A 23,427-nucleotide genomic window follows, 5' to 3' on the forward strand; every position below is an offset into this window, starting at 1 on the left:
TAATTTAATAGATGCCATGATGAGCAAACTGCGTTTGGTAAGGTATAGTGACCTGTATTTTGGTGCCTTTTCCTACGGATGAATTTATTTTGAATCGACCATTAAGCAATTTGGTCCGTTCCTGGATATTATGCAACCCCTGCGAAGGTGGCCGCATTTTTTTTAATTCAACAGCATCGTCATTGATTTCATGCTTAGCTTTCATCAAACCAGCCGACTGTTTTTTTCGGGGAACCTGAAATCCTTTCCCATCGTCGATAATCAGTAATTGCAACACATTGCCCCGCTCTTTGAGTTCGATATGAATATGCGAAGGACTGGCATGCCGGATCGCATTACTCACAGCCTCCTGCGTAACCCGATACAACGTAATCTCAACGTTTTTATCCAGCCGGGGCATATCGGGTGTCAGATTTGTTTCGAACGTAACGTCTATGGTTTCACTACGATCCTGCTCGGCCAGCATTTTAAGAGCTGGCAATACGCCAAAATCACTTAATACAGTCGGCATCAGGTTATTCGAAATGGTACGTGTTTCCTGAATGGTCTGCGTTACCAGGCCCTTCAGTGTTTTCAGGTTTTTAGGATAAGCAATAACGCCGTTGGGTTCAGCAGCAATAGCTTTCAATAAGCCAGCCTCGAGCCCTTCGAGTTGTAACTTAATGGCCGTAAGCATTTGCCCCAGACCATCGTGCAGTTCACGGGAGAGCCGCTTACGCTCTTCCTCCTGTCCAGCTATTAAATAGGAAGTGCGCAGCTTTTGTTCATCGATCTGCTGCTGATACTGCAGTTTCGTAGCCTCGAAGAGTTTCTGACGAGTCTCTTTAAGCGAATTGTTGGCACTCAAGAGTTTCCGGTTGGCGGCCGTTGTCTGACTTTCCGCTTCGATTAACTGCAAAAATGTTTGTTTTAACTTCCGGGCTGCGGGCCGGAAAATAAGCAGCCCCATACCGACCAGCGACAGTACGGTAAACAGATACAGGTAAAATTCAATGGATTGCAAGAGCGTTAATTTGGCACGCACCTCTCCATTGTACTCGCGAACAATGCCATCCATTTCCTCCAGAAACGGCTTTTCATTAGCCAGCAATAATTTAAGACTAGCCTGAACATCGGGTTGGCGAATTTCGTCATACCGCTTTAAGCGCATGAGCCGGCGGGCACTTTGCCGGAAGGCTTCAAACTCGGGTCGTATGCCTTCGTACAACTGATTGACGGTGTCGGGATTGGTTATAACAACCTTTGGATTATCGGCCCACCCTTGACGTACGAGTAAATGATATCGTTCAAAAACCGGGAAAACCTGCCGTAGATCAGCTACATTCTCCGAAAATTTGGACTGCTCATTGGGGTCAGACAATTGCAGAGCCTGCTTAACGATCTGCTGGCTTTGGTGGCGCTGTAAGGCGGCATACCGAACGATCCACATCTCGTCCTGAACGGCACGAAGCCGCCACTGAGTTAGCCCTTGTCCTATTGTTAGCAGGACAGCCAGGATAATCAGCATGGTCATGTACAATCTGGTAAACCGAACGGGAATTACCGAGGCATCTTTTATATTGTCGTTGAAAGAGTCGGGCACGAGAAACGTAGTCGAAAACGAAATGAGTTAGTAAAAATAATCTTTTTCTCTTGCTATTCCATATTCAATCCGTACAAACGAGTATATAGAATCTGCCTTAACCAGTTGCCCTGACTAGCTACTTCTTTCTTAGAAAATCATCCCGATCAATACGTATTTTTATGTCTGCCAGAAATCATAGCACCATGCGTTGCTTCCATCCCGGAAATGTTGATTAATGCATTTTCTACTGCTTTGCAACCACTTTATCAACGAGGAGTATTTTGAAACAAAAGCAGTCAATAGACGAATAGACTTACCGCCGTGTAACTATTTCGATGTCAATCAGATATAGACCCAGATAATGACTCGATTAGTCACCCATATTTTACTTTTATAAATGAATTATTTATTAAATGGTAGGGCGTAATAATACCTAAGAAGTAAATCTATAGAAATAGTCAATAAATTATTATCATTGTAAAAGTAAGCATTTGATTAGGTTCTGATCAAATTGTTGGCAATCATTTTCAGTAACGTTTTCCTACCGCCCTGGCAGGAATGACTTTATCAATTTTTATTTTCTTTTTAATGTCAATATCCTCGTTTAATTAACCTTTACAAGCCAATGAGAAAACTCTATCTTCCTTTAGTACACTTATCCTACCTAGTTTATTTATTGACAGTACCTCTGTTTGTATGCAAGGCCGAAACTCCACCGAATCACGGTAAAAGCAAGTCCCTTACCCCAGTCCTGTCGACCCGCTTACAAACCAGAATGCCCGCCGTTAACGGTCCTGTCTGTGATACGTACATCACAAAAACCTCTGGGAATGCCAATAACGTTGTGTATGATGTATTTGTGGCGGGCACTACCATTTATGCTGCTACGAACAGAGGATTGCTTATCTCTACCGACGGCGGGGCTAATTTCTCAACCAGAACAACCGCGAATGGCTTAGGTAGTAATGGGGTGAATGGCGTATATGTGCTTGGGAATAAAGTAGTTGCCGCTACTAGTAATGGGCTAAGTATTTCAACCGATGGCGGGAACAGTTTTACCAACTACACGACAGATAATGGATTGCTGAGCAACAGTATAAGTGCCGTATACGCGACGGGTAATGACGTCTTTGCGGCCACATCGAATGGCATAAATGTTCTTTTTGACGGAAATGAATTTTTTGAAACCCTCTTAGACGCTACGTTCACGGATTTAATCGTGTTTGGGCTATATGGTAGCGGTAATAATCTGTACGTGCCCTCGTCAAAGGGGTTGTTTATTTCGCCGAATGGCGGTAGTAATTTTTACCTTAGAAATTTTGATGATGGAATGGGCGCTAATTGCGGGGTGGCTAACCGCCCATTTGATGATTATACGTACGATGCCTATACAGATGGCAATATTATATATGCGGCAACCTGTGGTGGTCTGAGCATCTCGACGGATGGAGGTAGTAGCTTTACAAACCGTACAACGGCTAATGGCTTGCCTTCCAACAGAATAACTAGCGCATTTGCGGAGGGCAACAAGGTTTATGCGGCTACTGCTTTAGGTCTCAGCATCTCAACAGACGGCGGAGAAAATTTTACCAACCGAACAAAAGCGAATGGCTTGGGAGACAATGTCGTATATGCCGTAACAGCAATAGGCAACACCGTCTATGCGGCTACAAATAAGGGGTTAAGCATCTCTACCGATGGCGGCAATACGTTTATAAATAACATCGAAACCAGCGGCCTGGCTAGCGATGACGTACGAGGAATTTTTGCGCAGGGCAACAAGATCTATGCCGCCACGTTCGAGGGGTTGAGCATTTCTGTTGATGGCGGGAATAGCTTTTTCAACAAAACAACGACCAGCGGCCTGGGCAGCGTTGAGGTGAATGGTGTTTTTGCCGTAGGCAATACAATCTACGCAGCTACCAATGAGGGGCTAAGCATTTCGACCAACGGGGGCAGTACGTTCGTGAACAAAACCATCGATGATGGACTAGGTAGTAGTACCGTATATAAAGTGTATGTAGATAATGGGAAAATTTATGCTGCCACCAGCGAAGGACTCAGCATTTCGACCGATGGGGGCAGTACGTTTGTGAACAAAACCAGTGATAACGGACTGGGCAATAGCTACGTGAGTGCCGTTTTTGCCAAAGGTACTATGGTTTATGCCGCTACGTTAGGTGGCCTGAGTATTTCGACCGATGGGGGCGCTACGTTCACTAACAAAACCAGTGCCGATGGGCTGGGCAGTGACGTAGTAAGTGGTGTGTATGCAGACGGAAGCACCATCTATGCGTCTGTACTGGGCGGATTGAGCATCTCTACCGACGGCGGAAATACGTTCGTGAACAAAACCAGCGACGATGGACTTGGAGGCAACTTTGTGAACGATGTTTTCGCAATAGGCAGTACGGTCTATGTAGCTACGTATGGCGGATTGAGCATCTCTACCAACGGTGGAAACAGCTTCACCAATTATACGACAGCCAATGGCCTGAGCAACGATGCAGTAAGTGATGTGTATGTAGACGGCAACAAGGTGTATGCGGCTCTTTTTGGCGGGGTAGCGTTCTGCGCAGTTACAATCACTGCTCTTTCTGATTTAAGCCCTGTTATTTACGCACAGCCTTCTACTCAGTATGGAAACGCTCCCTTTTCAATCGTGGTAGACGTGTTCGAACTCAACTCGGTTGCTACTAGTGGATCGTTTCAGGTCAAGATCAATAAAGATACGAAAATGACCTTAAGCTTTCCGTCGAATGAGTCTTCGGTGGGAGGTCGCTCCGTTCAGAATAGTTTCTGGAGTTTTGATGATAGCTCTGACGAAGATTATTACATTCTGACAACCAACCAGAGCATAGGCGCTGGCAATGTACTCTCGTTCGGGTTGACCGGCATGATGAATCCAGGCGCTACCAGCGGGGCCTTGTCGATAAACGGTACGATACTCCCTGCAACGCTGACCGAAGCCAACATAAACAATAACACAGATGCCGAAAAAGTCAATTATTTTCAGCATTAAACTCCGTTGCTGACAATAGTAGTATCTGTGCACGATTCCAGGATTATTTTTTAAATTCCTGTTGCTGAATGTTTTTACCCATTCATGTGTTGGTTTAGTGCAGGCTTTTTTGGGCTGAATGGCTCAGAATGGATGTTATTGCATGTATTCTTTTCGTAGTTTTACCTTTATTTCTTATCATTAAAGCCTTCCAACGTCATGACCCGTTTACTGACCGCTTTATTGCTAGTATCGCTTATAGCTCCAGCGTTTCGGCCAGCCATACCGCCCTCTGACCGCGTTAAGTCAACCGTAGCTGCCGAGCCGGTAAAACTTTCCTGGGAAACGTTGCGCGACGTAACGTTCAAGAAAAATGGTATGCGGAAGAATCTGTGTACATGCTTTATCCAACGTTTGGACAAAACATTCAGAAACTGAACGGAAAACCCGTTGAGCTCACAGGCTACGTATTGCCCGTTGACCTCGAATCGAACATATACGTATTGTCGGCTTTTCCGTATAGCGCCTGTTTCTTCTGCGGTGGTGCCGGTCCTGAATCGGTTGTATCGCTGAAATTCAAAAAAACGGACAAGAAGTTTAAGACAGACGAGCGTCGGACTTTCCGGGGCACGCTCAAATTAAATGCCGATAATATTTATGAACTGAACTACATTCTTGCCGATGCCGAAATGGTAGGGCAGTAAGTAGCCAAAGTCGTAAACATTAAAATCTCGTGGATAAAGCGCACTCATAAAAATGGGTGCGCTTTTTTTATGAGTTGGTTTCCCAGCTTACGCACACGCTGCTACGTAAAACGCCTGGCTTTTGAGACGTATTATCTTGCCCAAAAGGATATCATCCAGGCGTTTTTACGTATAATTTATGGGTACGACAAATCCGTTTTCGAAGAAATAGGGTATATATTATCAATTCCGGAAATTACTCACTAACCCTCTACCCTGCCTATGCTCCAAACATCCACTTCTTATTGCGAGTGATTACGTCTTCGATATAAGAGAATCGGATTCTCTTAGCTGCCTTTAATTCCGTTATCTTTTATTAATACACCTGACTAACAACCACTTAAAGTAGTTGTACAGTTATTGTTGTGCCTTATAAAAGAGCATATGTTGGACAAATACCGTTCTTTAACGCTCACTTTTTAGACGTCGTTACGTTGTAGGCGCCCCGCCCAGGTACGCAAAAAGCAGCATTTGGGTCTCTGTCGCCTAAGTAGTATTACTCCCGACTCAACGAAGATTAAGCATCTGGCTTATTCCTTTTTCACCACTAACTTCTGTTTTGTATGTACCAATCTACCTGGTTGTTTACGCAGCTTAGGGTTAAAATCCTGAGCTGTGCACTGATGCTGCTGACAACAGTCAGTTATGCCTCCAGTCACCGCGAAGCGCCACTGATCTCAAATGATCCGCTGGCCGACAACACCGATGTGTATGCCTTCAAGAGTCCTGATGATCCGAATACGATCACGATTATTGCGAACTACATTCCGTTTCAACTGCCCGAAGGTGGCCCTAATTATTATACCTTCGGCGAACGTATTCGGTACGAAATCCACATTAAGAACAAAACAAGCACGCAGACCGACGACATTACGTACCGGTTTACGTTTAGCCGGAACAACGAAGATCCAACTACGTTTTTCAACATTCGACTGGGCAAACAAAACCTCAAGACTACCTATGTCTGTCAGAAAAGCGTTAATGGAGGTCCGTTTACAACGATACTCAGTAATGGCGTAGTGCCAGCCTATAACATTGGCCCTCGCTCGATTGAAAATAGTACCGTGGGATTAGGTGCACCTTCCTACAATGATCTGATGCAACAGGCAATCGCAACGGCTTCATCGGGTGAGAAGGTATTCTGTGGCCCGGCGGATGATCCTTTTTTTGTTGATCTGGCAGGCGCATTCGACGCGGGAAATTTCCGTCCTGATGGCAATTCGGTCAATAAACCGAAAGATGGTCTTGCTCGGTATAATGTTCATACCATCGCCTTAAAAATTCCGGTCAACCTGTTACAAAAAGATGGCAAATCGGTATCGCAGGCAGCCACCATCCTCGACCCCGACTTCGTCATCGGCGTGTGGGCCTCGGCCAGCCGACAGAAAATCAAAACCCTCTACCAGGGGGGCGATGTGGGCTACGACGGCGACTGGGTCCAGGTGTCCCGACTGGGCATGCCCCTCACCAACGAGGCCATCATCCCCATCGGCCTCAAAGACAAGTGGAACGCCCTGACCCCCTACTCAGGCAACGACCTCCAATTCGCCAACTACTTCCAGAACCCCGAACTGGCCCTCTACATGGACGACTCCAAGTTCGGAGCAGCCGTGCCCAGCCTCTCAGCCCTGCGCATCCAAAGCAATTCGCTGGGCGCCTTCGACTTCCGCAATGGACGAGCCGGCCTCTACGGCCTCAAAGGTCAGGCTGCCCTGACGGGAACGGCCCTGGATGACGCCATCTTCGGTACGCTGCTGCTGCCCAACAATGCCGCCCCCGGGCGGTGGACCTGCTGCCCATCTTCTACACGGGGGTGCCCAACCTCAAGCCCTACCAGCTGGCCACGGGCAAGGCGGGCAACCCCCTGGCCGCAGGCAAGCCCTTCATTCACAACTTCCTGCCTACCCTGGGCGACATGCTCCGGCTCAACATGGCCGTACCGGCCACGCCCCGCAACGATCCCAGGTTCAGCTCGCTGGGGCTGGTGCAGGCGGCCGTGCTGGGCTTGACCGATGCGACTTATGGAAACACCAGTCTGCAGTTCATTCCCAACATGGACGGCTTCCCTAACGGTCGTCGGCTGGAGGATGACGTAACGACCATCGAGTTGCAGGCGGTGGGGGGTGTGGTGCTGGCGGCCATCGGCTTGTGGTACGATGACTTCGTGGCGGGTGGGTCACCGGTGACGCCCCAGCTGCTCAAGGTGCTCAGCTTCAATGCCGGTGTCACCAAAAACGACACGACGCTCAAAGCTGAGTTTCCTTACGTGCAAACTCCCTGGCGCGGCTATAACTACACGAAAACGGTCAAGTTTTAATGCTTCTCACCATCTTTTGGATAAGACAATGAAAAAAATACTTAGCCTTTTTCTGATGGCAGTGCTGATGTATCTGCCCTACAGCCAGGTTACAGCCTCCAGTCACCGCGAAGCGCCACTGATCTCGAACGATCCGCTGGCCGACAATACCGACGTGTATGCCTTTAAGAGTCCGACCGATCCCGAAAAAATCGTTCTGATTGCCAACTACATTCCATTTGAAGATCCGGCAGGAGGCCCAAACTGGTACACCTTTGGCGAGCATATTCGCTATGAAATCCACGTGGACAACAATACGGCTACTCCCGGTGATGACATTACGTATCGGTTTACATTTTCGGTTACGAATGAAGATCCAACTACGTTTTTCAACATCCGGCTGGGCAAACAGAATCAGAAAGCAACTTATACCTGCGAACGTAGTACCAACGGTGGCCAAAGCTGGACGACAATTATTAGTAATGGCATAGTACCCCCGGCAAATATTGGGCCTCGCTCGATTGAGAATGCGATTGTTGGACTAGGCGCACCGAATTATAATGCGCTGGCAACACAGGCCATTACAAAGGCGTCGACAGGTGAAAAAGTATTCTGCGGACCCATCGACGATCCTTTCTTTGTCGATCTGGGCGGAGCGTTCGATGTGGGAAACTTCCGGAGTCCGGGACGGGATGGACTGGCGCGCTTCAACTGCCACACCATCGCTATTGAGGTGCCGGTTTCTACCTTACAGAAAAGCGGCAAATCGGTATCGCAGGCAGCCACCATCCTCGACCCCGACTTCGTCATCGGCGTGTGGGCCTCGGCCAGCCGACAGAAAATCAAAACCCTCTACCAGGGGGGCGATGTGGGCTACGACGGCGACTGGGTCCAGGTGTCCCGACTGGGCATGCCCCTCACCAACGAGGCCATCATCCCCATCGGCCTCAAAGACAAGTGGAACGCCCTGACCCCCTACTCAGGCAACGACCTCCAATTCGCCAACTACTTCCAGAACCCCGAACTGGCCCTCTACATGGACGACTCCAAGTTCGGAGCAGCCGTGCCCAGCCTCTCAGCCCTGCGCATCCAAAGCAATTCGCTGGGCGCCTTCGACTTCCGCAATGGACGAGCCGGCCTCTACGGCCTCAAAGGTCAGGCTGCCCTGACGGGAACGGCCCTGGATGACGCCATCTTCGGTACGCTGCTGCTGCCCAACAATGCCGCCCCCGGGCGGTGGACCTGCTGCCCATCTTCTACACGGGGGTGCCCAACCTCAAGCCCTACCAGCTGGCCACGGGCAAGGCGGGCAACCCCCTGGCCGCAGGCAAGCCCTTCATTCACAACTTCCTGCCTACCCTGGGCGACATGCTCCGGCTCAACATGGCCGTACCGGCCACGCCCCGCAACGATCCCAGGTTCAGCTCGCTGGGGCTGGTGCAGGCGGCCGTGCTGGGCTTGACCGATGCGACTTATGGGAACACCAGTCTGCAGTTCATTCCCAACATGGACGGCTTCCCTAACGGTCGTCGGCTGGAGGATGACGTAACGACCATCGAGTTGCAGGCGGTGGGGGGTGTGGTGCTGGCGGCCATCGGCTTGTGGTACGATGACTTCGTGGCGGGTGGGTCACCGGTGACGCCCCAGCTGCTCAAGGTGCTCAGCTTCAATGCCGGTGTCACCAAAAACGACACGACCTTTAAAGGCAGTTTCCCCTTTGTTCAGGACCCCTGGCGTGGGTTTATTGGCAACAGTTACCAAGGGCCGACGGCCGATAAGCCACTTTCCGTAAGCGTTTTAAGCTACGATTGCGTCACGGGCAACATTACGTTCGGGCGCGTCGGGGGGATCCGAACCGGACGGTTGAGTTTCAGGCAGCGGGCGTTGTCAATGGCGATTGGGGTACTACCACGACCCGGCAGATCGAGACGGAACTTCGTAAAGACGCCAACAGTCGCCGTTTTCTTACCATTAAGGCCCGTTACGTCGGCGATCCGGCTTCAGTTGTTTCTACCGACTTCGATTTCCGTACGCCTTGCGGTCAGTCGCGTATTGCGGCTGAAAAGCCCGCGACTGTGGCAGTACGTGTATTGGGCAATCCGACCACTAATAGTGACGTCACGGTCGAAGTGCGGGGCGCTATGGGACAGCCGGTCCAGCTTTGGCTAACCAACAGCCGTGGGCAGCGGATAGGCCAGCAAGCCATCGACGAGGCTGCAACCATCGAACGACGCACACTGCGGCTGGGTGAACTACCGGGAGTTTACTTCCTTCAGGTGTCTACGCCGACAGACAAACAAACAGTTAAGATCGTTCGGCATTAACTCACTTCTTCTCAATCCGAGGCAATCAGTTGATTGCCTCGGATTGAATCAACTTTAGTTTATCACCTTTTCCTATTCGTCCTTATGAAACCGCACACATCCTTTTTTCGAGCTACTCCCTTCTTCTCCTGGCTCCCTTATTTACCCTATTGCTGAGTTGTGCAGATAAAAAACAGAACTCTACAGAAACCCACGAAACGGTTTCTACCACGACCATTCCTGACCTTTTCGAACGGCGGGGCGAATTGGCCGGAGCCACCGAATGGCAGCGTACGAAAGAAAAAGTCGCTGAATTGAAACAGAAAATCAGGAAGGAACCGAGCGATATAAAATCCCGCTTACAGATCGCCATGATCTACCTGTCGGAAGCGCGCATAACCGGTGAGCACCCGTATTATTATCCAGCCATTCTGACCATTTTAGATGGCGTATTGGCTATGGACCCGAAAAACTTTGAGGCCACTACGTTCAAGTCATCGGTGAAAATGTCGCAACACCAATTTTCGGAAGCGAAAGCGCTGGCCGAAAAAGCCCGGCAAATTAACCCCAACAATGCTTACGTATACGGTGTTCTGGTCGATGCCAATGTTGAGCTGGGAAATTATGAAGAAGCCGTGAAGATGTCGGACAGGATGCAGGAGCTAAAGCCCTCGTTGGAAGCGTATTCCCGAGCCTCGTACTTACGCGAAATTTATGGCAACTACCCCAGCTCAATCGAAGCTATGAAGCTGGCCGTACAGGCCGGTTTGCCCGGTTCAGAACCTCAGTGCTGGAGTAAAAACACACTCGGCCATCTGTACGAAACCACCGGCCAGCTTGCTAAAGCCGAACAACAGTATACGGGTATTCTGATGCTGCGCCCCAGCTACGCCTTTGCCATGGCCGGACAGGCTCGCATCCATAAAGCGCGCAAGGAATACGACAAAGCCTTAACGATGCTGGAAAAAGCAGCTGCGATTATGCCTGAGTTTTCGTTTCACGAACAGATGGCCGAACTATACGCCTTGCAGGGCAATCAGGAAAAAGCGCGTAAAAAGTACGCCGACGTAGTGACCATGCTAAACGAAGATGCCCGTTCGGGTCACGCGGTTGATCTCGAGCTCTGCAAACTTTACACAAAAACAGGTCAGTTGGATTCTGCTGCTAAATATGGGATGCGTGAGTATAAAAAACGGCCCAACAATATTGACGTCAATCATGCGCTGGCCTGGGTTTATTTTAATCAGCACGATCTAAAAAAAGCACAACAACACATGCAGGTAGCGTTGCGTACGGGGAGTAAAGACCCTGAGCTGTTACAACAGGCCGGTACGATTGAGCTGGCGCTTGGCAATGCCCAACAGCGTAATAAACTGATAGCAGCCGCTCGCAAAACGAATCCTAACTTTGCGCTGTAGGCGAGTCAGCCTGCTTAATTTCTTATCCGCACTGTGGCTCCAACCTTTTGGTAGCGTTCCTGTATGCAAAAATACGTACTACTCCTTTTTGCCTGATCAGTGTACCGGTGTATGCACACCTGGGCAATCTGTACGGTACTGTATACGATCAGGCGACGAACCTGCCGTTACGAGGTGTAACTGTGCAGTTGACAGGGCTTGGCAAAGCGATGCTGACCAATGAGTTAGGCCAGTATCGCTTCGACGGTCTGGTACCGGCTCCCTACAAAATCGAACTTTCGTACGTTGGCTTTACCCCGACGGTTATCGAGGTCGTGATCCAGGACGACCGTACTACGTTCGTTAAAACAACGCTGGCCAGTACGTCAGTGGAATTAAGCGAAGTAGTGGTATCCGCTCAGCGGGCGCACGATCAGCAGTTGATCAGCAGTCTGGATATCAAGCTACGGCCTATTACAAATTCGCAGGAAATTTTGCGGATGGTCCCCGGCCTGTTTATTGGCCAGCACGCTGGTGGCGGCAAGGCCGAACAAATTTTTCTGCGCGGTTTCGACCTCGATCACGGTACGGATATTCGGCTGACTGTCGATGGAATGCCGGTCAACATGGTTTCGCACGCCCACGGGCAGGGCTATGCCGATCTGCACTTTGTGATTCCCGAATTGGTTGAAGGTGTCGAGTTCAAAAAGGGGCCGTACAATGCTGAGAAGGGGAATCTGGCAACGGCAGGCTGGGTCGACTTCCGAACCCGTACGGCGCTGGATAAGAGTTTCGCGAAACTTGAAGCGGGTCAGTACGATACGTATCGGGCGGTGGCTGGTCTGGATTTACTGGGCCAGGCTGGTCGTACCAAAAATCAGTCGGCCTATCTGGCTTCGGAGTATTCGTATACGAATTCGTATTTCGATAATCCACAAAATTTCAAGCGGGTCAACGTACTGGGGAAGTACCATGGACATCTGTGGCCGAACACAACCCTCACGCTAACCGGCTCGACGTTCTGGAGTAAATGGAATCACTCGGGCCAGATACCCGAACGGACAGTAGCATCAGGTTTAACCGGCTTCTTCGGTTCCATCGACCCAACCGAAGGGGGCGAAACCAGCCGAACCAATGCCAATATCCAGCTCGTCACGGCCACACCGAAAAACCACATCATCAAAAACCAGTTTTTCTACAGCAACTACAATTTTGAACTGTATTCGAACTTCACCTTTTTCAAGGAAGACAGCCTGAACGGCGACCAGATCCGGCAGAAAGAAGGGCGGAGTCTTTTTGGTTATAACGGCAGCTACTCCACGCAAACCACGATCGGCAAAACAAGCTGGACAACAACCGTAGGTGCCCAGTATCGGCAGGACGTAACGTACCACACCGAACTATCGCACACAAAAAATCGCGTTGAGACGCTGTCCCCGATCAAATTTGGCAATATCAACGAAATCAACGCAGCTGCGTATGCCGATGAACTGATTCAGTTATCGACCCGATTTACGGTCAATGCTGGTGTACGGGTTGATTATTTCTGCAGCCAGTATGCAGATTTGCTGGCTACTCCGGCCACTACCAAACGTAGCGCTCAGGCGATTGTATCGCCAAAGCTGAATTTGTACTATACAGCCAATCCGCGGGTGCAACTTTACCTGAATACGGGTAAAGGATTTCACTCCAACGATGCACGGGTCGTTACGTCGCAAAATGGCCGGGAAATTCTTCCAGCCGCTTATGGCTCCGACCTCGGCATTCTGTTCAAACCATTTCCGAAGCTGCTGGTCAATGCAGCGGCCTGGTATCTGTGGCTTCAGCAGGAGTTCGTTTACGTGGGCGATGAAGGTGTCGTCGAGCCCAGCGGGCGTTCGCGACGGCAGGGAATTGATCTGTCCGTACGTTATCAGATCACGAAAAATCTCTACGCCGATCTGGACCTGAATACGGCCAAACCCCGTGCCCTTGATGCCGAAGCCGGACAAAACTATCTGCCGTTAGCCCCTACTTTCACGTCGACGGGCGGGCTGTCGTTGCAAACAAAATACGGATTCAACGGCTCAGTACGTTACCGATACCTGGCTGATCGGCCTGCCAATGAAGACAATTCCATCGTGGCCAACGGCTATTTCGTAACCGATATGCAGGCCAATTACGCCAAACGAGCCTACACCATTGGTTTATCGGTTCAGAATCTGTTTAATACCCGCTGGAAAGAAACCCAATTTGCCACCGAAAGCCGCCTGAAAGGCGAGTCTGCTCCAGTCGATGAAATTCACTTTACACCCGGCACTCCATTTTTTGCCCGGTTGAGTCTGACGTATTTCTGGTAAACGGTTTTTGGAACAGCTTACGTCCGGGCCATTCTATTAAAATATTCAGACAGATAATTTATTTCAATACGTCCCAATCCCGTTAATCAACTGAATTTAGTTTACCAATGTAGAGAAGTATATCTACAACGACACTCTGGTAAAGTAATTTATAGCAACCTTCCGGCAAAGCATTTACAAAGGGTTGATTTTATAAAAATCGTCATAGCGCAGTTGGTCAACTAACTAAAAATCAGACCATTAATACATATCTAATGAGTAGTTAAAAAGTCTTTCCCGCTTCTGAAACCAGCCGATGTTGCCGACTACTGACCAACGTTATTCCTGACTAATTATTCCACATTTTTCCGCCTTGAATAGTATGAGAAACATGACCTCAACCGTTCTTTATCGATGGTTTCACGAAGTTTGGAACAAAGACAACGAAGATGCTATCGAAACGTTTATGACGCCGGACGCTTTCCCCCACGGAATCCTGACCGATGATCAACCGAGAGGAGCCGAAGGGTTTAAACAGTTCTTCCGAGGCTTTCGGAGTCAGTTTAGTAACGTCAATATAGATGTTGAGGATGTAATTTGTCAGGACGACGTAGAGGTAGCACGCACTACGGTTTACGCCACCCATACCGAAACAGGCAAGAAAGTTTCCTTTCCGGGATTATGCATGGCCCGCATTGAAAACGGGAAAATTGCCGAAGCCTGGAATAGCTATGATTTCCTCAATTTGTATCAACAGATCGGAATGCAGCTTACCCCCGTTGACTAGAGCCCTCAAAAAATTGAACAGCTAAAGGATACGGTAAAAACGAACAAGGCCGAAACGAAAATGTTTCGGCCTTGCAACTTGAAAAAGTGCAATTTTGTGGAGAATATCGGATTCGAACCGATGGCCTCTACAATGCCATTGTAGCGCTCTAGCCAACTGAGCTAATCCCCCATACAAATGCTGTTGTGCATTTTGTGGGTGCAAAGATGAGCAAAAAATCAAATCGTCCCAAACCCACGCTTGTTTTTTTTGATTCATCCAGCGAACTAGTCCGGTCGCTCAGGTTATATTTGTTTTGTAGTCGCAAATGCGTAGTTTTGATAGTACACCCGACACCGTATGCATACCGTTTATATTATCTATAGCCCTTCGACCGATCGTTACTTTATCGGCCAGACAAAAGACCTGAGAATTACGCTGTGGCAACATAACGCCAAAACGAACCCGGCTACGGCCGACGGAAAACCATGGGAGGTAAAGTTTACGCAGCCATTCCCAACCCGTAATGAAGCGTTGAGTCTGGAAATGAAGTTAAAGAAAAAAGACCGTGCTTATTGGGAAGAGTTTATCAGCAACGCGCAACCAGCTGTTTAACAGATATTTATTAAGAAAAAAGCCGCTGTTGAAGCGGCTTTTTTTATTATCGGACCAACGGATGTTCAGTACGTTTCAACCGTTTTACGGATACGGCCAACGTCATTAAAAGGGACGTAATGCTTTTACAAAACGCCCTTTGAAGTAATCGCTGTATAGGTTGTCTTCCCGTACGCCCCGCGACGACGATGCATGAATAAACCGGATGTTCTGTCCACCATTCACCTCGGTGACAATACCCGTATGCGATACGTATCCAGCCTGCCCCTTGTCGGGAACGAAGAAAATCAAATCGCCGGGTAAAATTTCAGTCACCTCAACTTCGTGGCCTACTTCAGACTGCTGCCAGGAAACACGGGGCATTTTCAAGCCAACTGTACTGAAAACCGCATAAACCAGACCTGAACAATCGATGCCATCCACGGTGTTGCCCCCGACCGATAGGGCGTACCCGTATAGGTGCGGGCAATCTTCACGACTTCCGGTACGTACCGATTTTCGTACGTACGGCTGTCCACCACTTTTCCGGCGGCTTTCGCTGCGGTCGAATTTGCCGATGGTTTGGCCGACGAGCCTGTCCGATGCGTAACCGAAGAACGGTATGAAGGTCGGCGACTAACCGATGGACCTGAAGACCGTAACGCGTCGCAGGCCGTTAGTAGTGAAAGCAGGGATACACTTAGCAGAAGGGAGCGGGCAATTCCCCAGGGTAAGCGATGTTGCATAAAATTGTGAAAAGATTTGGGCGTCAACAGAATTACATAACGGGTTGAACCAAACGATCCCTGAATTTTTGCAAACATTATGAATCGTTTATAGTTGCAACCTATCAAATTTTCATAGATAACGCAATTCTCTTCCGTATCTTATCTACTTCCATCACCTTAACTTTTACTTTCTGGAACACTTTGACCACACTTTTGGGGTCTGATACGTAATGGTTAGCCAGTTGCGAGACGTGAACCAGCCCATCCTGCTTCACACCAATATCAACAAATGCCCCAAAAGCCGTGATGTTTGTAATGACTCCCGCCAGCACCATACCTTCGTGCAAATCATCGATTGAGCGCACCCGGGCATCGTATTCAAATACCGAAAGCTGCTCACGCGGGTCACGGCCCGGCTTGGCAAGTTCAGTCAGAATGTCGCGGAGGGTTGGCAGGCCAACCTCATTGGTTACGTACCGTTCGGGGCGAATCTGCTGCCGCAAATCTGGTTTATGAATAAGGTCAGTGACGCTGCTGTGCACGTCGGTTGCCATACGCTCCACAACAGCGTAGCGTTCGGGGTGTACGGCGCTATTGTCCAGCGGATTTTTAGCGCCTTCGATACGTAGAAAACCAGCGCATTGCTCAAACGCTTTTGGCCCCAGCCGAGGTACTTTTTTAAGCTGGTCGCGGGAGATAAATGCCCCATGTTCAGCCCGATAAGCCACAATGTTTCCAGCCAGTTGCGGGCCCAGGCCCGACACGTAACGTAACAAATACGCACTGGCGGTGTTGAGCGATACGCCCACCTGATTAACACAACTCTCGACGACCGTATCCAGACTATTTTTCAGATCAGCCTGATCCACATCGTGCTGATATTGACCAACACCAATGGATTTGGGGTCAATTTTGACCAGTTCTGCCAGGGGGTCCATCAACCGGCGACCAATACTGACAGCCCCTCGCACCGTTACGTCGTGATCGGGAAATTCGTCGCGAGCTACGTCGGAGGCAGAATAGACCGACGCTCCCTGCTCACTGACCATAAACACCGGCTTACCTAAGGCTAAACCAGTGATGAACTCTTCCGTTTCGCGCCCAGCGGTGCCGTTGCCAATGGCGATGGCATCAATCTTATACTGAGCAACCAGTTTTTGAACCACCTGAGTGGCCTGCTGCCGCTGACTTTCTGATTGCGCCAGGTACAGAACCGTATCCGTGAGCAGATTACCCTGCGCATCCAGACAAACAGTTTTACAGCCAGTACGGTAACCCGGATCAATGGCCAGTACTCGTTGCTGACCAAGGGGCGGACTCAGCAGCAGTTGGCGCAGGTTGTCCGCAAAAATCTGAATGGCTTCCCTGTCGGCTTTTTCTTTTGAATTATTGGCAAATTCCGTTTCGATGGAGGGTTTCAGCAGGCGTTTGTACCCGTCGCGAATGGCCAGCGAAACCTGCTCTTTACAGACCGGCGTACCGGAACGTTCGGCTACAAACTGCCGTTCGAGTCGTTCGATGGCGGCCTCTTCGTCGGGGCCAATACCCACCGACAAAAATCCTTCGGCCTCTCCCCTGCGCAAGGCCAGTAACCGGTGCGATGGCACCCGCCGGAGCGGCTCGGCAAAATCGAAATAATCCTTAAACTTAATGCCCTCAGATTCCTTTCCTTTTTTAACCACCGAACGGATAATCGCTTCACGTTCAAACAGGTTACGAATACGCTGACGGGCATCTGTATCTTCGCTCACCCGTTCGGCCAGAATATCCCGCGCGCCCTGCAACGCATCAGCCACCGTAGGCACGGCGTCAGACAGATAACGCTGGGCCGTTCGGTCAACATTCGATTCACGCTGGGCAATCAGTACGTTGGCAAGTGGTTCCAGACCACGCTCAATAGCAATGGTGGCCCGGGTTTTGCGCTTCTGTTTATAGGGCAGGTAAAGATCTTCGAGATCGGTTAGCGAGTCGGTAGCCTCAATCTTTCGGCGCAGCTCGGGGGTTAGCTTCCCCTGCTCGTCAATCGATTTCAGAATAGCTTCCCGACGTTTATCAAGATCCAGCAGTTTTTGGTACGTCTCTTTAATCTGACTGATTTTTACTTCATCGAGCGGTCCATGTTCGGCCGATGAGGTCATTTCTTTCCGGTAACGGGCAATAAAGGGAACCGTAGCGCCACCAGTAAGTAATTCGATAGTTGCCGATACAGATTTGGCATGTAGGCCAAGTCGTGCCGCAACCCGTTGTTCAAGTGAAGGGGTCATTGAGAATATGTACGTAAATCGTGTAAGGCGGAACAGCGGTCCGGGTTACACAAAGGCAAAAAAAACATGCCAAACGGCATGTTTTTTACAACGATTGTCTTCTATATCTTACAATTAAGCTAGTTCGACATTAACGGCATTTAAGCCTTTCTTTCCGCGCTCGACGTTGAATTTCACTTTGTCGTTTTCGCGAACTTGATCGATGAGACCAGTAGCATGTACAAAAATGTCTTCGCCACCGTCATCGGGTTTAATAAAACCATACCCTTTGGTTTCATTAAAGAATTTTACTGTTCCTGTTTGCATTGCTTGGTTTAAATTTTGGCTAATAACGACACAATAAAATTGTTTTCCAAATAATGGAGACAATTTTCGTTTGGTAAATAAAAGCCCCTAATTACCCCGCAGACCCACTATTTGCTACTTCTTCAGCATTTTCATACGTTCTTCTGAAGGCTTGTAGAATTGAGGATCAGGAATTCGTAAATAGCTGCGCGCTGCAATTGATTCATATAGGCATCTCGCTACTTTGCGTATTTTTGGCACTTAACTGAATTGAAGAGTAGTGAAGATTGACCTAATTTCGTTCATGCGCGTAGCGGGTATTGTGGGAGCATTGATAGTGGGTGGGCTGAATGTGGCTTCGTCGCAGGTGGTTATCAATAACACCGACGAACCCTCTTTATACAGCTACTGCCAACAGTTTCAAACGCTTTACACCCAGATTCGCGAGCAGAGCGTAACGCCCGATTCGGCACGAAAGCAGTTTAGCCAGATCATGAACGATCTACAGGCCCGGTTTCGAACTCAGGAAAACTACCGCCAGGATTCGTTACAGCGCGACAGTCTGCAACGTACCGGTCAGTATTTTTCGTTTCCTCTTCGCGGCTACACGACCAGCGCTATTGGAGGCACGCACGGAGAAGGCTACCGAGGCACTGGATTCGATCTGTTTGATTATAAGGTACGGGGAAGTCACCCAGCCCAGGACATCTTCATCCGCGACCGCAACCAGGACGTAATCGATGACCAGACAGGCGAACCCGTCGATATTCTGGCGATGAGTTCGGGCTTAGTACTGGGGATCGAAACAGCCTGGAAACCCGGTTCTGATTACCGGGGCGGCAACTGGGTCTGGATCTACGATCCTATTCTGAATGGCTTATTTTATTACGCCCACAACAATCGGGTAGACGTAACGCCGGGGCAATGGGTACATACCGGTCAGAAAATTGCCGAAATGGGCCGCAGCGGTTTTAACGCCTATCAGGCCCGTTCGCCAACCCATTTGCATCTGATGTACTTACAAATTCAACCCAACGGCCTGCCAATGCCGCTCAATACGTATAAGTGGCTGCTGTCGGCGAGGGTTTCACAATGAAGAAGGGAAAAAGGAACAGGGAGAAGGGAAAAAGTAGGTTTTTTTATTTAGCCTTTCTCTCTGTTCCTTTTTCCCTATTTTATGATTCCCGAACCAGATTTACGCCCGTCACGAGGAAGATCATTCCAACGATAAAGGGGGCCGCTGATTCGGCTTTCGATATACTCATACCCAGCACAGCTTTGCCGTCTGACAGAAAGGCGACCAAGGCAAAGAGTACGACAACAACGCCGATGATGGTGAGGGATGCGCCAAAAAAGCGCCGAAAATTTGTATTATTATTGTCCATAAGATGAATTGTTAATGAATAATAGACAATCAACAATGCATACTGAAGCGTACTGTAGCCCTTTTCATTATGCATTGGTCGTTATCCCTTATTCATTCTTAACTGCTGCTGGGGTTAATCCGCGTTTGCGGCCTTCTTCTACTAATAATGGGTAAGCGGCATCGAGTGAATTAGGCACAATCCCATCGAGAATTGCTTCCCGCAAAACGGATTTGATTTCACCCACAACTTTCGAAGGGGGTAAGCCAAAGGTTTCCATGATCAATTCACCCGTAATGACCGGCTGAAAATTACGGAGTTTATCCCGTTCTTCAAGATCATGCAGCTTCCGTTCAACCCGGTCGAAGTTACGTAGATGTTTCTGTACACGCTCATAATTCTTCGACGTAATGTCGGCCCGGCAGAGTGCCATCAGCCCTTCCAGATCATCGCCGGCATCGACCAGCAACCGGCGCAGGGCCGAATCTGTAATTTGCTCTTTGGTAAGGGCAATTGGCCGCAAATGAAGCCGCACCAGTTTCTGAACAAACCGCATGTGCTCGTTGAGAGGCAATTTCATAGTGCGAAAAATTCCGGGTACCCAACGAGCGCCCAGATCTTCGTGTCCGTGAAATGTCCAGCCGACTTTGGGATCAAAGCGTTTGGTAGCGGGTTTGGCAATATCATGCAGCAGCGCCGACCACCGGAGCCACAGTTCGTTCTCGGGTTCAATTGTATCCCGCTGCGTACGATTGGCGATATTGTCGAGCACTTGCAGCGTATGATAAAAATTATCCTTATGTCCCTTGCCCTCAATGGTTTCAACGCCACGTAGCGCTACCAGTTCAGGGAAGATTCGCTCCAGCAAACCGGCATGGTATAAAAGCTTGAATCCGTAAGAAGGCGTAGGCGACAGAATAATTTTGTTTAATTCGTCAGTTACCCGTTCCCTCGATACAATCGTAATCCGCTCGTTCATCCGCACAATCGCATCGAACGTATCGGGATCAATGTCGAAATTCAATTGCGAAGCAAAGCGAATCGCTCGCATCATCCGTAGCGGATCGTCGGAGAACGTAATGTCTGGATTGAGCGGGGTCCGAATCAGCTTCCGTTTAATGTCTTTCAGACCATCGAACGGATCAAGCAGTTCGCCAAAATCGGATTCATTAAGGCTAATGCCCATGGCATTGATCGTGAAATCCCGGCGGTTCTGGTCATCTTCGAGCGTACCGTCTTCCACAATCGGCTTACGCGACTCACTCCGGTACGATTCTTTTCGGGCGCCCACAAACTCAACCTCCCACGCCTGCTCACCCAAAGGCAGATCAGGCTGGACTGCCCGCAACATCGCCGTCCCAAAATTCGGATAGACCGCTACGTGTGCCTGTAACGCTTTACCGACCGCTTCAGCCAGCGCGATGCCACTGCCAATGCACACGACGTCGATATCTTTCGATGGACGTTTCAGCACCAGATCGCGTACGAACCCACCAATCACATACGCCCGTACGCCCAGCCTTTGAGCCTGACGGGCAATCGTATCAAAAATTGGGTTCTTATGTAATGTATCGCTGAAATTCATGTGATAGTTTCAGTCATCCATCGATAGCCAATACTCATTAGCTATGGTAGCTAAGTGTTCGTTATCGACCAACAACCATCGACTCATTTTCGAATAAAACCAACCTCTCCGCTAGCGCCCAGTCGCATGATGCGGGGGCGTTTAGGCATGCCCGGAAGCGTCCCGAATCGACCCGCTACGACAGCTTCGGCCGTTGGTGGTAATGAGAGCGCTTCAAACGGAATCGTCAGCAAACCGCGCCCGAGACTACCAATGAGCCGCTGAATATCTGGGCTTAACGACCGGCGAATAGCGACCGCTCCGGCAACCATGTCTTCTTTACCTGCCGCAATTGATTTGTTGTCAGACTGCCATACCAGCATTGACAGATTTTTACCCTGCTCATACACAACCGTCAGTGGGTTTTCGGCAAACTCAACCAGATCGTAGGCTACGTCTGGCATTTTAGCGACATACAACACCAACTGCTCAGCGTTTTGAATCAGCACCGTAGGTTGCAATCCCTTCGGCATAACCGGCACTAAGGCAAGGAGTTGCGCGACAGATGCATCGTTTACAGGATCGGCAGCAACCGACCAGCCCGTTTCGTCGGCAAGGGCAATTAGCTGGCCCTGCCGGAGTTGATAAGCAATATCGCGAATACTTGAAGTCATGGGTATATAAACCACAAAAATACAGCAAGTTTATCGAAACCAATCAATGTAGTGCCAGAAGAAGACGGCTATCTCGGAACTAATCAGCCGTTGTAGATGCAGAAGCACGGGTTAAGTTATATCCGCGTGGCTTCAAAAATTTTAAAGGCAAACATAGTTGAATAGCCTCGCTGATTAGGGATAAAGCGTATCGTTTGTATAGTTTTCAGTTGGCTGAATTTCTTATTGTCAATCAGGCTAAAATAGTCCATAAAATTTGAGCAGTACTTGTTCAATACGCTGTGCGAAACCAGCAGATCTGAAACGGTATTAAACTTTATCGTTTTATGATCTGTAGTGGTTAGCTCGACGCTTATATAAGGAAATTTATACAAAAGCGATGCAAGTTTTGCTTTTGATGAATAGTTAAAATCAGTCGTAAAAAAGTAAAGCTTCGTCGAATCTAATGAACTCAAATCTATTGGCTCCCCCAGCGAATACGTATGCTCTGTTAGAAGTTTAAATTTTATATCAGTAGTCGTTTTTCGTTTGCCAGCAATAAACAACGAATCATTTACTTTGCCAGTAACTGCATAATTTTTTAAAATCTCAATTTTAGCCAAGGGTTCTTCATACATAAAATAGCGCTCATCAATCGTGTTACCCCAGGGCAAATTTTTCACACTTGTATGGAATAGAATATTGTCTACCTGTTTTTGTGCGAAAAAATCAGCATTGATTCGATCTAAAGCTGGTGTATACGCAGAATACGATTGAATGATTGGGCGCGGATGATAAAGTAGATCATTAAAATAAACAAGTGATGTTTGGTACGGATACACATCATAGGTTTTTGCTTTATCGAGCAACCGGGCGGGTATTGGTTGCGTGTATTGGCTGGGGTGCCAATTCGTTACGGTAAAAAAATCGTTGTAGAAGTAATTAAAAAAACCAAATGATAGAATAAAAATCGTCAACGTATAGAATCTATTTTTAGCTACGTTATCTTTTGTCAGATAAATAGATAAAAAAACAACAACTGAAACGATTGAGCATTTAAAAAATAGCGCAGCCGCACCTCTGGTGAACGAGTAAGAGAAACAGTAGTAAAATGCCAGCATAATCAGCAGTAGTTTAGCCAGCTGTTGGTACGAAAAAAGCTCTCTTTTGAGTCTGTACAGCTGCAAACAGAAAAGAAGGGCAGCAAAAAGAGCAGCTATATAATATTTCATATAGTCTACATCCTCATAGATCTGCATTGCCTTTTTGTAACCCGATATTATTTCCAGGGAATTCTGAACATACCCTTTCAGGTCAACATTAAAACTTAAATAGACTATCGTAAACGTAATAAGGATTGATGAACAATAAATAAGCAGGTGGTTAAACTTCTTAGCGATCACTAAGGAAATTACTAAGACGACTAAACTAATCAGAATAAATGGCAAAAAACTCACCTTTAAAAACAGCATTAAAACGCATGTGATCGCATTGAATACGAGAAAAAACAGCTTAGTATTCTTTCGTGAATACAGCTGAAAACCGTCCTTATCATTTGTTAAACTTACCAGCGTAGAATGCAGTAAG

At 48.5% G+C, this 23,427-nt stretch carries 18 protein-coding genes, 1 tRNA gene and 3 pseudogenes; 12 read left to right on the forward strand and 10 right to left on the reverse strand.

Going from position 1 to position 23,427, the window contains the following annotated elements; translation table 11 throughout:
• Positions 1-4: 4 nt before the first annotated feature.
• Positions 5-1,582, reverse strand: coding sequence for a sensor histidine kinase (locus tag LN737_RS25550; RefSeq protein ID WP_405513253.1), 1,578 nt, complete (start codon positions 1,580-1,582; stop codon positions 5-7).
• Positions 1,583-2,339: 757 nt separating this feature from the next.
• Here LN737_RS25550 and LN737_RS25555 point away from each other — a divergent pair.
• The 10 genes and pseudogenes from LN737_RS25555 to LN737_RS25600 all read left to right on the forward strand — a co-directional run bounded on the left by LN737_RS25555 (position 2,340) and on the right by LN737_RS25600 (position 14,409).
• Positions 2,340-4,586, forward strand: a complete 2,247-nt coding sequence (locus LN737_RS25555) for a hypothetical protein (protein WP_405513255.1) — start codon at positions 2,340-2,342, stop codon at positions 4,584-4,586.
• Between the two features lie 198 nt (positions 4,587-4,784).
• Positions 4,785-5,269 (forward strand): annotated as a pseudogene (locus LN737_RS25560) (DUF3299 domain-containing protein).
• A 662-nt stretch (positions 5,270-5,931) separates the two neighbouring features.
• Positions 5,932-6,834 (forward strand): annotated as a pseudogene (locus LN737_RS25565) (DUF4331 domain-containing protein); the annotation flags it as partial.
• Between the two features lie 287 nt (positions 6,835-7,121).
• Complete coding sequence (locus LN737_RS25570) at positions 7,122-7,625, forward strand: DUF4331 family protein (protein ID WP_405513257.1); 504 nt, start codon at positions 7,122-7,124, stop codon at positions 7,623-7,625.
• Positions 7,626-7,692: 67 nt separating this feature from the next.
• A pseudogene (locus tag LN737_RS25575) lies at positions 7,693-8,583 on the forward strand (DUF4331 domain-containing protein); the annotation flags it as partial.
• A gap of 287 nt (positions 8,584-8,870) precedes the next feature.
• On the forward strand, positions 8,871-9,773 hold the full coding sequence (locus LN737_RS25580; protein WP_405513259.1) for a DUF4331 family protein: 903 nt from the start codon (positions 8,871-8,873) through the stop codon (positions 9,771-9,773).
• Positions 9,746-9,928 carry a T9SS type A sorting domain-containing protein gene (locus LN737_RS25585; RefSeq protein ID WP_405513261.1) on the forward strand — a complete coding sequence of 61 codons (183 nt, stop codon included), beginning with the start codon at positions 9,746-9,748 and terminating at the stop codon, positions 9,926-9,928. Before LN737_RS25580 ends, LN737_RS25585 begins: the two co-directional genes overlap by 28 nt.
• Positions 9,929-10,077: 149 nt before the next feature.
• A complete protein-coding gene (locus LN737_RS25590) occupies positions 10,078-11,325 on the forward strand; it encodes a tetratricopeptide repeat protein (protein ID WP_405513263.1) in 1,248 nt (415 codons plus the stop codon).
• A gap of 47 nt (positions 11,326-11,372) precedes the next feature.
• Positions 11,373-13,643, forward strand: coding sequence for a TonB-dependent receptor (locus LN737_RS25595; protein ID WP_405513265.1), 2,271 nt, complete (start codon positions 11,373-11,375; stop codon positions 13,641-13,643).
• A 361-nt stretch (positions 13,644-14,004) separates the two neighbouring features.
• Positions 14,005-14,409 (forward strand): ester cyclase, encoded by a 405-nt coding sequence (locus LN737_RS25600; RefSeq protein ID WP_405513266.1) that lies wholly within the window; start codon positions 14,005-14,007, stop codon positions 14,407-14,409.
• A 97-nt stretch (positions 14,410-14,506) separates the two neighbouring features.
• Here LN737_RS25600 and LN737_RS25605 read toward each other — a convergent pair.
• Positions 14,507-14,580 (reverse strand) — tRNA-Ala (locus tag LN737_RS25605).
• Between the two features lie 168 nt (positions 14,581-14,748).
• Here LN737_RS25605 and LN737_RS25610 point away from each other — a divergent pair.
• On the forward strand, positions 14,749-15,003 hold the full coding sequence (locus LN737_RS25610) for a GIY-YIG nuclease family protein (protein WP_405513268.1): 255 nt from the start codon (positions 14,749-14,751) through the stop codon (positions 15,001-15,003).
• A 105-nt stretch (positions 15,004-15,108) separates the two neighbouring features.
• Here the strand turns inward: LN737_RS25610 and LN737_RS25615 are convergent, their stop codons facing one another.
• The 4 genes from LN737_RS25615 to LN737_RS25630 form a co-directional block, all read right to left on the reverse strand.
• Positions 15,109-15,426 (reverse strand): C40 family peptidase, encoded by a 318-nt coding sequence (locus tag LN737_RS25615; RefSeq protein ID WP_405513270.1) that lies wholly within the window; start codon positions 15,424-15,426, stop codon positions 15,109-15,111.
• Positions 15,369-15,728, reverse strand: coding sequence for a hypothetical protein (locus LN737_RS25620; protein ID WP_405513272.1), 360 nt, complete (start codon positions 15,726-15,728; stop codon positions 15,369-15,371). The genes LN737_RS25615 and LN737_RS25620 overlap by 58 nt, the downstream gene beginning before the upstream one ends.
• Positions 15,729-15,832: 104 nt before the next feature.
• On the reverse strand, positions 15,833-17,974 hold the full coding sequence (locus LN737_RS25625) for a Tex family protein (protein WP_405513274.1): 2,142 nt from the start codon (positions 17,972-17,974) through the stop codon (positions 15,833-15,835).
• Between the two features lie 114 nt (positions 17,975-18,088).
• Entirely contained in the window at positions 18,089-18,280 is a 192-nt protein-coding gene (locus LN737_RS25630; RefSeq protein WP_405513276.1) for a cold-shock protein, read from the reverse strand.
• Between the two features lie 283 nt (positions 18,281-18,563).
• Between LN737_RS25630 and LN737_RS25635 the strand changes: the two genes are divergently transcribed.
• A complete protein-coding gene (locus LN737_RS25635; protein WP_405520519.1) occupies positions 18,564-19,355 on the forward strand; it encodes a M23 family metallopeptidase in 792 nt (263 codons plus the stop codon).
• Between the two features lie 79 nt (positions 19,356-19,434).
• Here LN737_RS25635 and LN737_RS25640 read toward each other — a convergent pair whose 3' ends face one another.
• The 4 genes from LN737_RS25640 to LN737_RS25655 all read right to left on the reverse strand — a co-directional run bounded on the left by LN737_RS25640 (position 19,435) and on the right by LN737_RS25655 (position 23,243).
• Entirely contained in the window at positions 19,435-19,644 is a 210-nt protein-coding gene (locus LN737_RS25640) for a hypothetical protein (protein ID WP_405513278.1), read from the reverse strand.
• Positions 19,645-19,732: 88 nt separating this feature from the next.
• Positions 19,733-21,208, reverse strand: a complete 1,476-nt coding sequence (locus LN737_RS25645) for a CCA tRNA nucleotidyltransferase (protein ID WP_405513280.1) — start codon at positions 21,206-21,208, stop codon at positions 19,733-19,735.
• A gap of 83 nt (positions 21,209-21,291) precedes the next feature.
• The gene (locus LN737_RS25650) at positions 21,292-21,861 is read right to left on the reverse strand and encodes an L-threonylcarbamoyladenylate synthase (RefSeq protein ID WP_405513282.1); all 570 of its coding nucleotides are present in this window, start codon (positions 21,859-21,861) and stop codon (positions 21,292-21,294) included.
• 116 nt (positions 21,862-21,977) lie between these two features.
• Entirely contained in the window at positions 21,978-23,243 is a 1,266-nt protein-coding gene (locus LN737_RS25655) for a hypothetical protein (protein ID WP_405513284.1), read from the reverse strand.
• Positions 23,244-23,427 lie beyond the last annotated feature (184 nt).

The sequence above is a fragment of the Spirosoma sp. KNUC1025 genome, assembly GCF_045160025.1.
Taxonomy (GTDB): domain Bacteria; phylum Bacteroidota; class Bacteroidia; order Cytophagales; family Spirosomataceae; genus Spirosoma.